The organism is Methanoculleus sp. UBA430, assembly GCF_002506585.1.
In the GTDB taxonomy this organism is placed as follows: Archaea; Halobacteriota; Methanomicrobia; order Methanomicrobiales; family Methanoculleaceae; genus Methanoculleus.
In genome coordinates this window covers 38,016-52,625 of record NZ_DAXW01000012.1, presented here as the reverse complement: position 1 = coordinate 52,625, position 14,610 = coordinate 38,016, and the positions used below count along the sequence as shown (strand labels likewise).

Annotated in this window: 10 protein-coding genes; 4 read left to right on the top strand and 6 right to left on the bottom strand. The window is 63.3% G+C overall.

Features of this window, described 5'->3' with window-relative positions; all coding sequences use genetic code 11:
* The first annotated feature begins 184 nt into the window (after window positions 1–184).
* Together BRA49_RS09715 and BRA49_RS09710 are read left to right on the top strand one after the other, a co-directional pair.
* Window positions 185–1,213 (top strand): GNAT family N-acetyltransferase, encoded by a 1,029-nt coding sequence (locus BRA49_RS09715; RefSeq protein ID WP_292385595.1) that lies wholly within the window; start codon window positions 185–187, stop codon window positions 1,211–1,213.
* Window positions 1,214–1,406: 193 nt separating this feature from the next.
* On the top strand, window positions 1,407–4,196 hold the full coding sequence (locus BRA49_RS09710) for a PAS domain S-box protein (RefSeq protein WP_292385593.1): 2,790 nt from the start codon (window positions 1,407–1,409) through the stop codon (window positions 4,194–4,196).
* Between the two features lie 27 nt (window positions 4,197–4,223).
* Here BRA49_RS09710 and BRA49_RS09705 read toward each other — a convergent pair whose 3' ends face one another.
* The 3 genes from BRA49_RS09705 to BRA49_RS09695 are packed head-to-tail and all read right to left on the bottom strand — an operon-like array spanning window position 4,224 to window position 7,659.
* Window positions 4,224–5,648 (bottom strand): NEW3 domain-containing protein, encoded by a 1,425-nt coding sequence (locus BRA49_RS09705; protein WP_292385591.1) that lies wholly within the window; start codon window positions 5,646–5,648, stop codon window positions 4,224–4,226.
* A gap of 4 nt (window positions 5,649–5,652) precedes the next feature.
* Window positions 5,653–6,750, bottom strand: a complete 1,098-nt coding sequence (locus BRA49_RS09700) for an ABC transporter permease (protein WP_292385589.1) — start codon at window positions 6,748–6,750, stop codon at window positions 5,653–5,655.
* A gap of 3 nt (window positions 6,751–6,753) precedes the next feature.
* Window positions 6,754–7,659: an ABC transporter ATP-binding protein gene (locus BRA49_RS09695; RefSeq protein ID WP_292385587.1), complete on the bottom strand. Its 906-nt coding sequence runs from the start codon at window positions 7,657–7,659 to the stop codon at window positions 6,754–6,756.
* A gap of 400 nt (window positions 7,660–8,059) precedes the next feature.
* Here BRA49_RS09695 and BRA49_RS09690 point away from each other — a divergent pair, with 400 nt between their 5' ends.
* Entirely contained in the window at window positions 8,060–9,049 is a 990-nt protein-coding gene (locus tag BRA49_RS09690) for a DUF7490 domain-containing protein (protein ID WP_292385585.1), read from the top strand.
* Between the two features lie 5 nt (window positions 9,050–9,054).
* Window positions 9,055–9,297, top strand: a complete 243-nt coding sequence (locus tag BRA49_RS09685) for a DUF5671 domain-containing protein (RefSeq protein ID WP_292385583.1) — start codon at window positions 9,055–9,057, stop codon at window positions 9,295–9,297.
* A gap of 8 nt (window positions 9,298–9,305) precedes the next feature.
* On the opposite strand, the gene BRA49_RS09680 is transcribed toward BRA49_RS09685, so the two are convergent.
* From BRA49_RS09680 to BRA49_RS09670, 3 genes are all read right to left on the bottom strand, one after another.
* Window positions 9,306–10,043, bottom strand: coding sequence for a hypothetical protein (locus BRA49_RS09680; RefSeq protein WP_292385581.1), 738 nt, complete (start codon window positions 10,041–10,043; stop codon window positions 9,306–9,308).
* Between the two features lie 100 nt (window positions 10,044–10,143).
* The gene (locus BRA49_RS09675; RefSeq protein ID WP_292385579.1) at window positions 10,144–11,973 is read right to left on the bottom strand and encodes an MASE3 domain-containing protein; all 1,830 of its coding nucleotides are present in this window, start codon (window positions 11,971–11,973) and stop codon (window positions 10,144–10,146) included.
* A 417-nt stretch (window positions 11,974–12,390) separates the two neighbouring features.
* Window positions 12,391–14,295 carry an SIR2 family protein gene (locus BRA49_RS09670; protein WP_292385577.1) on the bottom strand — a complete coding sequence of 635 codons (1,905 nt, stop codon included), beginning with the start codon at window positions 14,293–14,295 and terminating at the stop codon, window positions 12,391–12,393.
* Window positions 14,296–14,610 lie beyond the last annotated feature (315 nt).

Below are 14,610 nucleotides of genomic sequence, written 5' to 3'. Positions count from 1 at the left end.
TGAATACGCAAGTTATGTGGTGTCCCGGGCGATTTGAAGATTGTCATTCCCCCGGAGCCGCCCCTTCCCGGGAAAGGATACCCGGTACCGGGGAGCGACCGTCCTCCCCGAAGGAAACGTATATATTCGAGGTCACGAATACTTCGGCAGAATCAGCAGAGAGATAGAAGCGGGGGGGAAAGCGGTGACAACGCGGCTTATTGATGATGGAGACGTCTGGGATACGTTTGTAGACGAGAGCGCCTCGGGCCGCCTCTTCCACAAGTGGAACTTCATGAAGATTACAGAGGAGCATACCGGCTTCACCTTCCTCCCTTACGGGGTCTTCAAGGGCAACGAGTTGATCTGCATCTTCCCGCTCTTCCGAAAGCAGATGCACGGGGTCACCGTCCTCCTCTCGCCGCCCCCCCTCCAGTCGGTGATACCGTATCTGGGGTTTGTTATGGGCCGCCGCTACGATACGGCCAAACAGAGCAAGAAGGAGTCGATGCTCAAGGCGGTTGCGGACGAGATCGAGGCCGAACTCGCGGTCCTGGCCCCGAACTACCTCGCGATAACCCAGGTCCCGGGGTTCATCGACGTCCGGCAGTTTCTCCAGGAGGGCTACGATGCCCGGATCCACTTCTCGTACGTCATCGACCTTTCGCCGCCGCTCGCGGCGATCTGGGACGGGTTCTCCTCGAACCTCCGGACCAAACTCCGGAAAGTGGAGAAGAGCGGCTACCGCTTCGAGAAGAGCACCGACCTCTCGATCTTTTACTCGACGGTTGCGGAACGGTTCAGCGAGCCGGAGATGAATATCCCGATGATCAGCCGACGTTACTTCGAGGACCTCTACCGGGCGTATCCCGACGAACTCGGGCTCTACTACCTCTACGACGCCGATGGCGCCGTGATGGGCGTGCAGGCCACCCAGGAATACAAGGCCTTCACCCTCTGGATGGGAGCCCCGAAGATGACGACCCTGCCGGGCAACGAGTTTCTCCAGTGGCTCCTCCTCGGCCAGGCAAAGGAGGGAGGATACCGGCAGATGGAGAACGTCGGGGCGAACAACGAGAACTTAAACCTCTTCAAGTCCAAGTTCAACCCCTCCCTCACCCTCTTCCTGGAGGTGAGCCGGCAGGACCTCTTCGGCAGGGTTGCACGGTGGGCCTACAGCACCATCGCGAGCAAAGGGGCAGTGAAGCGCAAGGTCCTCTCGTATATCGAGTGACGGCCCGGCGCTCCTCATGCCCCGCCTTCGAACCCGGCCAGTGCCGGCGACGGCGGCCTTCCGGCGAGTACCGGGGGGCCGGATATGCGCGGATCTGCCGGAAAGATGACGATATCATTCTATTTTCAGAATAAATCCCGGATCACAATGCTTATGCTTCTTATCGTTAATGTCTCCGTTAGCAGGAAGTGTGATGTTCCGCATTCTCGCGGTCGACGATGAGCCGGCCCTTCTCGAACTCACCCGGCTCTTCCTCGAACGAGCCGGAGATATGCACGTGGAGACGACGGCATCGCCGGTGAAGGGATTGGATATGCTTTTGCAAACCCAATACGACGCCGTCGTCGTCGATTACGAGATGCCGGAGATGAACGGCATCGAGTTCTTAAAAGCAGTCCGCAAGCGCGGTATGGGGACACCGTTCATCATCTTCTCCGGGCGCGGCCGCGAAGAGGTCGTCATCGAGGCGATCAACAGCGGTGCGGACTTCTATCTCCAGAAAGGCGGCAACCCCTCCGCCCAGTTTGCGGAACTCCGGAGCATGATCCTCCAGGGGGTCCGGCGGGGACAGGCCGAGACGGAGGTGCAGTGGTCCCGGGACCTCTACCAGAGCATCTTCGAGCATACCGGCTCCGCAACCATCATTATCGAGGGGGACATGATGATCTCCCTTGCAAACAGCGAGTTTGCGTCTCTCACCGGCTATTCCCGGGAAGAAGTGGAAGGGAAACTGCCCTGGACGGCCATCGTCGCCGGAGAGGACCTGGAACGGCTCAAGAGGTACCACCGGCAACGGCGGGTGGACCCCGCTTCGGCGCCGCGGACCTACGAGTTCCGCATGGTCGACCGGGCAGGAAGAGAGCGGGATATGCACATGACGGTCGGGAAGATCCCCGGAACGGATCGCTCCGTCGCGTCGATGATCGACATATCCGACCGGAAACGATACGAGGAGGAGCTCAGCGCGGCGAACGAACAGATGGCCGCAGCGTTCGAGGAGGCGCTGGCGAGCCAGGGGTCGCTCGCGGCGCAGTGCCGCGAGATGGAGGATTACCAGGCAACTCTCCGGGGCATCATCGATTTTCTTCCCGACCCGACGTTCGTGCTTGACCGCGACGGGAAGGTGATCATCTGGAACCGGGCGATCGAGTCGGTGACCGGGGTCCTGAAGAACCGGATCATCGGTTCAGAGGCAAGGACGATCTCCGCATTGACATCCGGGTTGCTTTACCCACTGTTCGCAGAGACCCCCCTCTATGACAGGCAGCAGGACGGTATCTTCCGGGAGATCCACATCCCGTCACCCGGCGGCGGAGAGGGGACCTACCACTGGGGAAAGGCGGCGGCGCTCTACGACGCACAGGGGAAGGTTTCAGGCGCGATCAAGTCTTTCCGGGATATCACCGAGTCGAAACGGATGGAAGCACGGATCCGGCGCCGGATAGAACTCGAACGGATGGTAAGTTCGATCTCCGCGCGGTTCATCGCCCTGGACCCGGCGGACCTGAACGACGCCCTGAACGAGACGCTCCGGGTGCTCGGTTCGCTCTTCGATCTCGACCGGAGTTACATCTTCTGCTTCGATGGCGACCTCGCCCGCGTGAAAGAGATCCATGAGTGGTGTGCGGAAGGGATTGAACCGCAGATCGACGTATTGCAGGACCTGCCGGCCGACGTCATCGCCTGGGCGATGAAGCAGATCGAGGCCAGGAAACCGATCTGCATCCCCGACGTGGCCGCTCTCCCGGCAGAATCAGCGGAACGCGCGTTCTTCCAGGAGTTCGGGGTCCGGTCAATCACCCTGGTCCCGGTCGCGACCGCTGATGAGGTCATGGGGGCCATCGGGTTTGAGACCGCCCGGAAGACCCGGACCTGGTCGGACGAGGACGTCACGCTGCTCGAGGTCGTCGGCAACCTCGTCGCCGACCTCTTCTCCCGGATCCGTGCGCACGAACGCCTCCAGAAGAACGAGGAGAGGTTCAGGACTCTCGTGGAGCGGTCGCACGACTGCTACATCCGTGCAACGACGACACCGCCGGCGATCGAGTACATCAGCCCCTCCTGGGAGCGCCTGACCGGCTACCCGCCCGGAAAGCACCTGGGCGACCCGGAGTTCATCGAGGGGCTTCTCCACCCCGACGACCGGGAGGCGACTCTGGCCCATCTTCTGGAGCCGGATGCCGCCCGGCTGTACACCGTCAGGGTGCTCCGGAGAGACGGTGGCTACACCTGGGTTGAGGTCTGCCCGATCCCGGTCTACGCCGACGACGGGCGTCTGGCCGCGATCGAGTACGCGGTCCACGACATCGACGCCTGGAAGCGAACCGAGGCGGCGCTCATCGAGGCCAACAAGAAGCTCACGCTGATGAACAGCATCATACGGCACGATATCTTAAACCAGGTCACGGTGATTCTCGGGCATATCGCCCTCCTCCAGGAACAGCCGCTCGACCCGGTCGTCGCCGCAGCCCTTGAGAAGCAGCAGACCGCCGTCGATATCATCCAGTCGCAGATAGAGTTCACGCGGGATTACCAGGACCTCGGCGCCCACTCCCCCCGGTGGTCCAGCATCGACCCCCTGGTATCGATGGCGGTGAAGATCCTCCAGCCGCTAGGGATCAGGATCAAGAGAGATCTTGCCGGCGTCTCCGTCTACGCGGACCCGCTTCTCTCGACGGTCTTTACCAACCTCCTCGACAACACGCTGCGGCACGGCGGGGGCGTGACGGAGATCCGGGTCACGGCCGTGCCGGAGAGCGGCGGGGGGGCGCGGATAATCTGGGAGGACAACGGCGTGGGGATTTCCTACGCCGATAAGCAGCGGATATTCGAGCGGGGGTTCGGCCAGCATACGGGGCTCGGGCTCTTTCTTGTACGCGAGGTCCTCTCGATCACCGCCATCGCCATCCGGGAGACCGGCGAACCGGGGCGCGGCGCCCGGTTCGAACTTACGGTGCCGGAAGGCGGCGCCCGGTTCGAGTGAACGGAGCCGGGCAAAAAGAGAGGGGGCCTACCGCCGCCCATACTTCTTAAACATGTACCAGAGCCCTGCGACGACCCCGGCCATCACCAGGAGGCCGAGGATCGCGACGTAGGACTGCTCCTCCACGACGATCCGGAACTCGTCCTCTCCTTCGGCCTGATCGCTCTTCACCTGGGCGATGACCTTGTACTCGCCGGCGACGATATCGGCCGGCGGGACCACCGTCACCTGCACCGTCGCCCGCTCGCCGGGCTCGAGGCTCGCGATCGAGGCCGGGTCGACGGTCGCCCGCCACCCTTGCGGCGCGCTCATGTTGATCCCGATCTTCGTCAGCGCTCCCCCGACGCCGGCGTTGGAGACGGTCATATCGAACGTGAGGGTCTCGCCGCGGTTGATATCGTGGCGGTAACTCTTTACATAGGTCCGCATGTTGTACGACCCCCGGAGCCGGAGCGTCAGGTTCTCCTCGTACTCCCGGGCGGCCGAACCGATGACCGCCGTGAAGTTGTACTCGCCGATATCGACCGAGTAGGGCGGGATGAAATCGAGGAACAGGGCCTTTTCTTCACCGGCCGGAACGTAGATCTCCGAGACTTCCTCGGTGGCGTCGCGGGTCTCCTTGAACCGGGCATACCACTGCTCGGGGAGCCCTTCGACGGCGAGGGTGTAGGTATCGTCGTTTCTGCCGGCGTTCTTTAAGATCATCTCGTACTGCGGGTTCGAGCCGATCGCCGCCATCCGCGACGGGGATTTTACGCGGATCTCGGCAAAGAAGTTCTCCTTGTCGAGCGGCACGATGCCGAGGTCGGCCGTCTTACCGATCCGGATCTCGACGTCTTCCTCGTCCCACGACCGGTAGCCGGGCTTGGCGACCCTGACCGTGTAGATGCCCATCGGGGCGCCGATGGAGACCTTCCCCTCGGCGGTCGTGAGCATCCCCTCGACCCGGTTATCGCCGTCGTAGACGGCGACATCTGCGCCTTTCACGACGTTTCCTTCTTTATCGACCACCGTGAGTTCGAGGGTTCCGGTCTCGCCGCTGTGGGTCTCCGTGACCCTGACGTAGACCCAGACCGTCCCTGCGCCGATACCGACCCGGATGGGGTACTCTCCCACCGCAGCATGGCCCGAGGTCTCCACCACCAGGCGGACGGGCTTTGTCTCGCCGGCCGGGATCAGCATCCGGTAGACCTCGCGATCCCCGTCCTCGAACCGGATCTTCCACCCATCGGTCCCGCGGAACGTCCAGTAGTTGAGGAGGAACGTGCCGGTATCCCCCCGGTTCGTGACCGCAAGATCGAAGACGGCGGCATCGCCCGCCTCGATCAGCTCGCCCGGGAAGTCGCACCGGATCTCCGTGGACATCGCTCCCTCCGATGCGGCCGACGCCCCTGTGACGAACGATGTCGCGACGAGAAGGGCAAAGAGGATGAATATTCTTCTCCCGGTCATCATCTCACCTGATATCCATCCGCATGAACTTTACGTAGGTCGCGGCGAAGAAGACCGACGGGAAGACGATCAGCGCGGCGATGTTCATCCAGACCCGGCCGAGGGCTTCGGCAAGGCTGCCGGGCTCCTCTTGCACGCCAGCATCGGTATAGGAGGAGATCATCAGGGCGATCCGGGGGTTCGTGACCGCCATCGCGACGGTGTAGTAGTTCATCTGCGGCGAGAGGAGGTTTGAAATGTCGTTGATGAATCTCCGTTTCTCGATATACGTCTTCATCTCCTCTTCATACTCCCTCCACGCCGGATCTTCGGTTCCGCCGTATACCACGCTCTGCGAGGCGGTGCTGACGAAATACCCCCCGCTGCTCGCAGTCCCCACGACCTGTTTTCCCATGGGGCCCATCTCGGGCGCCTCCGGCGGGTCGCCCGCGAGGGCGTCTGCGGCCATCATCCCGAGCATGGGAAGGAGCGATGAGACGATGGCGAAGATCACCAGGGTGTAGATCAGCGCGTTCCCGCTCTCTTTTGCGACCGTCGACATCGTGAGGGCGATGGCGAAGTAGGCGAGCAGAAGCCCGAGCGAGGCCGCCCCGAAGACCAGAATGGCGGCGAACTCGTCCACCGTCGGGACGACCGAGAAGATGAGGAGCATGGCGATGGCGATGGCAAGCGAGAGCGCCATGGCGAACCCCAGGGCGCCGACGCCCCCGAGCACCTTGCCGTTGATGATCTCGTCCCGGTAGATCGGGTGGGAGAGGAGGGTCTTTAACGACCGGGACTCCTTCTCCTTTGAGACCAGGTCAAACCCGATGGCGAGAGCAAGGATGCCGCCGAGGGCCGTCATGTAACTCATCATGGAGATGAAGACGTACATGATCGAGGGTTTCTCGGGCATCCAGCTCGAGTACGGGTCTTCGAACTCTTCCATGCGCTGGAGCTGCTCGTTATATGATTCCAGGCTGTTGTTGTAGTTCTCGATGCCGTCGTGAATGCTGACCGCGGATATCACCAGGAACAGGGCCAGGATGATAACAAAGCGCCTGCTGGTGATGTGGTCGGAGAACTCTTTCCGTGCTACGTTGAGCAATCGATCGAGCGCCATACGTCACCTCCGGTAGACCGCCATGAAGACGTCCTCGATATCCGGCTCTTCGATCCGCATCTCCCGCACGTGAAGCCCCTCTGAAAAGAGGGTCTCCGTGAGCCGGTCCCGGATGTCGGTCTTCGCCCGGACGACCGCCCGGTTCCCGTTCCTTTCGACGGCGAGGATCTCGGGATCTTCGATATCCGGCAGGTGCTCCCGGGTCTCGACGACGATCCGGACGACGTCGCCGTCTGAGGGGGCGAGCGTCCGGGCGACCTCGTCAAGCGTCCCCTGCGCGACGAGTTTCCCGTTTGCAAGCAGCCCGACGGTCCGGCAGACCGCCCTGACCTCGGAGAGGATGTGCGAGGAGACGAAGACGGTCTTTCCTTCACCGGCGAGGCGTTCGACGAGGTCCCGGTACTCCCGGACGCCTTCGGGGTCGAGGTTCGCCGTCGGTTCGTCGAGGAAGAGCACAATAGGATCGTTGATCAGCGCCTGGGCGAGCCCGAGCCGCTGCTTCATCCCGCGGGAGTACTCCCCGGCCTTCTGGGTGACCCCGTCGAGGTGGACGAGTTCGAGCAGTTCGGCGATCCGCGCTTTTCGCTTTTTCGCGTCCATCCCGTAGAACCGGGCGAAGTAATCCAGGTTCTGCTCGCCGGTCATGTTCCCGTAGAACCCGACGTCCTCGGGGAGGTAGCCGATGATCTCCTTTACCTTCAGCGGGTCTTTCGCGACCTCGATCCCGTCGACCAGGCACCGCCCGCCGGTGGGCTCGATCATCCCGGTGAGCATCAGGATCGTCGTGCTCTTCCCCGCTCCGTTCGGGCCGAGGAAGCCGAAGATCTCGCCTTCCCCGACCTCGAGGTCCAGGCCGTCGACGGCCTTCTTTCCGTTGTATACCTTCGTGAGGTTCTCTGTCCGTATCATCTCATCACGTCCCGCCGGAGCCGGGCCGGCGGCGCCTACTGCAAACTTTGGTATCTTCTTATTAACGTTTTCTGTGACAAACGTCTACACGTCGGGGAGGAGGCACGATTTCAACCGTTGTGAGACCGCGATCCTCCTCAAAGAGCCCGGAGACCAGCCGTGGATCCGGCGATCGCCGGCATGCCGGCCTCCGCGCGGCACGAGCTGCCGGACCCCTGTTCGGCGCTCTACGCCGGAATATGGGCGGGGACCGGAGATAAAACGATGGTTGACTACGAAAAAATTCGGACCTATGCGCCCCGGGTTCCGGGTGACGACGTCTCTCCAGCCCCCTGGTGCCTGTCGGGCCACGATCCGAAAGCCTTTTCTGTGGGGGGGTCCGAAGTGCTCCTGATACAGTATGAAACGGTTATTCGGCGCGGCAGCGGTCGTCGTGCTCGCAGTCCTGGTGCTCGCAGCCGGGTGCACGTCGCCCCAGCCCCAGACGGGCTACGTGACGGTCAGGAACGTTGACGTCAGCATCCCGGAGGGGCAGCCGCCGTCAAACGTCACTACGGTCGTGGTGGTCCCCTACCTCGACGCGGTCTATGCGGAGGTGGGCGGCGTCGACCTTCAGGTCAGCGTAAAAGAGGCCGGGACGGATGTCGTCGTCACGGAGACGGTTCTTCCCATCGGCAACCTGACGTTGGGGAAGACCGCAAGAGAGGAGATAACGCTCACGCTCGAGAACGGCAGGCGGTACGACATCTGGGTGACGGTCTGGCAGGACGGGCGTATGCGGGAGTCGGGGTCGGTGAACGTCTTCCTCCCGGACAGGACTGTAGTCGCGCAGCGGCTGGCCTACTCGCTCCTCTCGGTCTCCGGGATCGACGTCATGACCCCTGACCTCGACGCCGACCCGATCGCGCTCGACATCATCACTACGATCGCGAACGGCGGCAGTTCCTCCGGGAACCTCGCGATGGAGATCCGGGTCGTCAACCTCCAGACCGGGATCACGGCCGTCCGCGAGTCCCGGCCGCTTGGGACGGTCGGCGCCGGGACGGCCGAGAAGCAGGTGAGCGTCACGGTCCCGAACGGCTACGACTACCAGATCAGCATCAGGCTCGTCGAGGGCGGGGCGGCGTTTGCGACCAGCACCGGCCGGATCACCCTGGCCCCGCCGCCGCAGGTGGTCCTCGCGGACGGCACAGTCCTCGACACGGCGAAGGGCACGTCGCCGGTCGCTCTCCCGGTCCCGACGACGACCCCGGCGCCGCCGTCCTCAGCCGCACAGGTCGGGCAGTTCCGGGTCCAGAGCGGCGGCGCGCCGACGCCGACGCAGTCCCCCGGGTTTGGGGCCGCGCTCGCCGTCGCCGGGCTCCTGGTGCTCGCGAGGCGGAGGAGGTAGGTATCGTGGTCGAGGGCCTCACCGCGTGGAGGGCCTACCTCTACGCGGTCTCGTTTGTCGCGCTCATCGTTGCGATCGCAGGCAGCGTAGGTCTGATCGCCGTCGCAATCGAGGTCTTCATCTACCCACCACCCCAGCCCTACCCGGTGCCGGAGTATTACCCGGGGTTGCCCGGGAGCGTGGCGCAGGTCGCGGTGGGGCTCGTCGTCTGGGCGTATCACTGGCGGCTGCTCTTGAGGGAGCACTGAAAGGCAGTTCACCGCTTCCGGAGCCGTCCGGCGGCAATCAGCAGCCCTGCGATCGCCCCTGCCGTGCCGGGGCCCGGTAACGGGGTGGGTGCCGCCTCTGTGGGGAGAGACGAGGTGCCCGGCGTCACCTGCACGGAGGCGTGGGGTGCCGATTGCACCGACGTGTAGACGTGGACCGTCCCTCCCGGCGGGGGCAGCGGCGGGAGGTGGTGCCGCGACATCGTCCAGCCGTCTTCCCCCCGGCAGACGAACTCTTGTGGGGGCGGGAGCGTGGTGTCCACCGCGACCCGCAGTACGCCGCTCTCGACGACGCCCACGAACGTATCGTCGAAGTAGATCCCTTCGCCGTCATTGCGATAGATCCGGTACCAGCCGGTCTCGTTCACCTCCGCACCCGGGGCGGGCTGCTCGACCTGGTAGCGTTGCGGGAAGAGGTGAACCGTCTCCCCGGCGGCCGGGGTCCTGTCGATGAAGCCGGTATATACCGGGCGATCTCCTTTCCGGACGGTATACTCCCGTGCGGGCGGGTTCGCCGCCACGGCAAGTTCGGTGCCGGCGATCGTCCCCTTATACTCGCCGTCGAAGGAGACCTCGGCACCGTCGCCGTTGAACCAGTGGACGACGTACCGCCCCGGTTCCTCCGCTCCGGCGGCTGCCGCCGGGGAAGTCGCGGCAAGAAGGAGGACGCATGCGAGGCAGGCGAAGGCTTTCATGCCCGTTCCGGTCCCCCCGGCTGAAAGATGCATGAGAGAAGAAGGGGGAGATTACCATATATCGTTTCTGTGCCGACCGCCTGGAGCCCCCCTTCTTTTCGTCGGGAGAGGAATCGGCCCTCCGCCTGCTCCTCTACTCCTCCCGCCACCCCCCGCCCGGCACCCTCACCTCAAACCGCGCCCCCTCGCCGAAGACCCCCGTCTCCCGGATCGTCATCCCCGTGATCCCGAGGATCTCCGAGACCAGGAAGAGCCCGTGGCCGTACCGGCGCTTATACGTCTTCCGGAAGATCGCTTCCTTCTCGCCGTCCGGGATGCCGGTGCCGTCGTCCTCGCAGAAGATCGTCAGGTCCTGCCCGGACTTCGCGCAGGAGAACCGGATCTCCGTCACCTTCCCCCCGTGCCGGACCGCGTTGTCGACGAGGTTGTAGAAGACCTTCTTCACCATCGGGTCAGCGTAGATCTCAAGGTCCCCGAGGTCCACCCGGACCCGGACACCCGCCGGGAGGCCGAGGTCCGCGACGCTCTCGCGGATGAGGTCGGCCGGCCGCTGCCAGGCGGGCGCCGCGACACCCATGTCCTGGTAGTCCCGGCTGAACTCGACCTGCTTCTGGATCTCCTCGACGGCGGCCCGGGCACGCTCCAGGTGAGCCTGGACGACGGAGTCCTTGCTGTCCTCCGCCGCGAACTCGATGTAGGCGCGGGCGACGGTGATCCGGTTGAGGATATCGTGGCGGGTGATTCCGGAGAGAAGGTTTAACTTCGTGTTCGCCCGGCCAAGCGCCTCCTCGGCATGCTGCCGCTCGGTGATATCCTCGCCGGAGCTCAGTGTCCCGTAGACGGCGCCGTCATCGTCCCGGAGCACCGTGGTGTGCCACGCGATGATCCGCTCACGCCCGTCCGCGGTGCGGACCGATGTCTGTACATACTCGTTCGGTTCAGTCTCGTCCTGCATCAGCTCAAGAAAGATCCCACGGCACCGTTCCCCTTCCGCCGGCGGGACGAACCGCTCGATCCAGGGCTCGCCCACGGCCGCATCCGCCGGACAGCCGAGGACCTCGGACGCCCTGCGGTTGATGAGGGTGACTCGCCCGTCCCGGTCGAGGACGACAAAGAGGGTTCCGGCGATATCCAGGTACTGCTTGAACCGATCTTTCTCCCGCCGCAGACGTTCTTCGCTCGATTTTAAGCCGGTAAAGACCACCGCGTAGGGCTGCCGGATCCCGGTCTCGACGAATCCCACATAGATGAGCCCGAACGCGAGCACCATCAGGAGGTGGCCGACCATGTTCAGGAGACCATACACATCGGTATACAGCGTGAAGGCAAGTTCCGATACCATCAGCACGACGATGGCCGCAGCCAGGTGGTTCACCACCCGGGGCGAGAAGGCGTCGCGCAGCCGGTAGACGGCGACGGCCCCGAGGGCGAGCAGGGCCACGATGACGTACTCGCTGATGATCTTGAACGGCGTCAGCCCCGAACCCTCGATGAAGCAGTCGGGAAAGACCGGAACGGCGAAGATCGAGAGAAGGAGGGCTCCGGTGACTCCCGCAAACGCGGCAAAGACCCACCGGGGTGCCGGATTTTTCCGGAGCAGAAGGGGAGCGGCAAGGAACGTCCCGGCAAGGAGGTAACGGGAGGCGACCCAGAGCTGCGTCGGGAGGTTTGCGTCGTAGCCGGCGAAGATCCCCATACCGTCATAGGCGAGGGTGTGGATGAGGCTGATCAAGGCCACGAAGAGCAGCCCGGTGCCGGCGACCAGCAGGTAACTGTTCTCCCGCATCGTCCGGGCATTCCAGGCGACGGTGAAGACCGCGATCGCTATCCCTACCGCGACGAGTTCGGTGATGACGTGGAAGAGGAGGTAGTTGTAGAGGCTGGTCGCTGCGAGGGCGGTGAGAAGCACCGTAAAGGCGATGACTGACCATCGGATACCGGATCCTGTGCTGTTCTGCTCCATACCTGCCAGACGATGATTATTCTTTGCGGTAAACGAGATTTCTATTCTTTCGATGCGATAGACGAGATGTGTCCGCTCGACCTTTGTTCCCCTGAGAGGCGAACAGGGCCCAATATGGGTATCTTTAGACCTTATATCCTCTGATTATGAACGTTCCCCGCCACATTCAGTTATAGAATATTGATATAGGTCCTCTTTAACCTGTGGAATGGGGCGGGAGATCTCCCGATCGTTATGCCGGGATGACACGGCATAATCGCCCGGGGCCGGGCCGTCTGCTCCGGAGGATGTGCCCTCCGGAGTGCATCGCCGCACGCTCACGGGCGAGGAAGAGAGGACGGTAAGGCCGGATTCGGCAGTACGGTCCGGTATCGGACACTCAACGGCAATCGGTCAGGCGGCACTTCCACGACTCGGTCAGGCGTCGTTTTGCAGGTCCGGTTCCGGCAACTCGATGCCCGTTCCGGGACAGTCGATCCCGAACCCCTTCGCGTAGTTCCGGTGCGCCTTCTCAAAGACCGAAAGGTCACCTCCGAAGAAATTCGAGTCTGCCGCCCTCTGCTTGAGGTCTCCGAGATAAGCGATGAGGTGCGGAGGAAGCGACAGGGTGCGAGCAGGGGGCGATATGCCCGGCAGGTAAGGGTGACGGTGCCAGTTGCAGGACCGTAAGGGTCCGGGAAGCGCGGCGAAGCGGAATGCTTCCGGTTCGATCTCGCCGAGCTCCGCCAGATACGCGAGTCCGAAGATATACTCGAAGATATCCAGGGATTCATCGAAGGCGTATCGGTTCGGGAACAGGCCCTGCATCACGGTATATATGACCTGGGAGAAGTAGTCCGTATGGGTGCCTTCCGTCTCGAAACGCTCAGGGGTCTGTCCGGCTATCCAGTCGGCGCCGGAGCCGGCGACCCCCTGAAGGTTTACCGACTCATGATAAGGTGCGGTCTCCCTCAACATGCCGTCGTAACGGTATTGCTTCGGTCTTCGGACGATCGCCTCCAGCGTGTCGAAGTGCCCGGTGCGTACGGCGGCGATGCCGGACGCGTAGAGGACGAGAAGGGCCGGGTAGTGTCGTAACCGGTGGAGGCCCTCGATGTACTCCCGGTCCGTCTTCTGGTGGATATTCTGGATCCCGGAGACCCGGGGCTTGACGTGGGGGATGTTGATCAGTCGCACGAGCATGTCGGTTATGAGGTCCGTGAAGGTGTCGTCGTGGTATGCCACCGTGGCGGCCATCGCCGCCAGCGGTGCAGCGGTATTTTCGAGACTCCGGAGCGTCGTCAGGTAATACTCCTTACCGTCGATGCCGGCGGCCTGGTACCGCTGCCTGTCCATGATGAACTCGATGACGCGATCGGTCTCGTCGCGGATGAGATCGGGAAGCATGAGTTCGGGCTTCGGCTCTCGCAAGATGCGTTTGACCTTCTGCACCCCGGTCGAGACGCTTATCGGTTCTTTGTGCTCGTACCGGCGCAGGACCTCGATACGGGAGGAGAGCTCTTCGAAGAACTCGTCCGCGGTGGCGATCTCGATCTCCGAGGGGTGGAGTTCCCCGACAACCTCTTTTGGGATGGGGGTCGAGTCTTTTCGCCGGCACCAGATGGTTGAATACCTCCGGACCCTTCGTTCTGTCCGCTCTCCGCCGGCGAGGATCTTCACGAGCCCCGTATCGTCCTTTGCGGACCATCCGCAGACGATCAGGCCGTACTCCGAGAAGATCCGGTCCAGGTAGTCTTTGATCTTGGGGCTGTAGTCCTTCAGATCCTCGGGCGTCATCTTCAGGTCGGTGCTCGGGTAGTCGCCGTTCACCTTGACGATCCGGCACCGGTCGGGGAAGACGGACATCATCTCCGGGTCGCTCAATCCCGTGATCACCACCGGCTGGACCCCCTGGTCCAGGAGCGCCCGCTCCATGAGGTCATCGAAGTTCGTGGTGACGATGAGGCTGATGAGCCCCTCCTTCACCATCGTTGCGATCGTCCTGTGGGCGGGCGTCGGCCCGGGGGCGACCCGCCGCCCTTCCGGGCCGACGACCGTGAAGTAGTCGTCGAGGATCGCTTCTTCGTCCCCGTCGCGGGCTTCGAGCGTCTTGAAGAGACCGGGGAATGTCGGTTCTCTACCGTACCGGTCCCGGTACCAGTCCAGGGGGTCTCTGTCGATCTCTTCTCCCGAGAGGGCGGCAATCCTCCGGATCAGGTCACGGGTGATCGCCCTGCCGGTGGGAAGGTTTCCTCCGGATACACCCGAGCCGAGGAGCAGGGCGTAGCGCTTCGGCGACGAGAGGACGGCGAATGCGACCGGGATGATGTCGTCGGGGATCACGATATTCTCATGATATCTTCTCCGGCGACCGGGATAAGATGTTCCCCTGCCGTGATCGTTTGCGGCAGACCGGGGGCGATCGGTCCGCCGATCATCCTCTCTCCTCCAGGCAGAGGCCGACCCTGGCTGGTGCACGGGGACCGCACGGCCGCCTGCTCGAGGATACGATCCGAACGAGGAGGCAGGCCCCGTCGTCACGGTCTTCTGGCGTCTCTGCGGCCGGGACTACCCCGGCCGGGCTCCGGGCGGACCCCTACCGGCACGTCCGGAAACAGGCGGGGTTTTTCAGGACTCCCGCCTACCGGCTCCGGGTGG

What these genes read in the sequence shown, in the direction of transcription:
- BRA49_RS09710 (WP_292385593.1), top strand. Translation starts at nt 1,407, where the DNA reads ATGTTCCGCATTCTCGCGGTCGACGATGAGCCGGCCCTTCTCGAACTC.
- BRA49_RS09675 (WP_292385579.1), bottom strand. Translation starts at nt 11,973, where the DNA reads ATGGAGCAGAACAGCACAGGATCCGGTATCCGATGGTCAGTCATCGCC.
- BRA49_RS09705 (WP_292385591.1), bottom strand. Translation starts at nt 5,648, where the DNA reads ATGACCGGGAGAAGAATATTCATCCTCTTTGCCCTTCTCGTCGCGACA.
- BRA49_RS09680 (WP_292385581.1), bottom strand. Translation starts at nt 10,043, where the DNA reads ATGCATCTTTCAGCCGGGGGGACCGGAACGGGCATGAAAGCCTTCGCC.
- BRA49_RS09700 (WP_292385589.1), bottom strand. Translation starts at nt 6,750, where the DNA reads ATGGCGCTCGATCGATTGCTCAACGTAGCACGGAAAGAGTTCTCCGAC.
- BRA49_RS09695 (WP_292385587.1), bottom strand. Translation starts at nt 7,659, where the DNA reads ATGATACGGACAGAGAACCTCACGAAGGTATACAACGGAAAGAAGGCC.
- BRA49_RS09690 (WP_292385585.1), top strand. Translation starts at nt 8,060, where the DNA reads ATGAAACGGTTATTCGGCGCGGCAGCGGTCGTCGTGCTCGCAGTCCTG.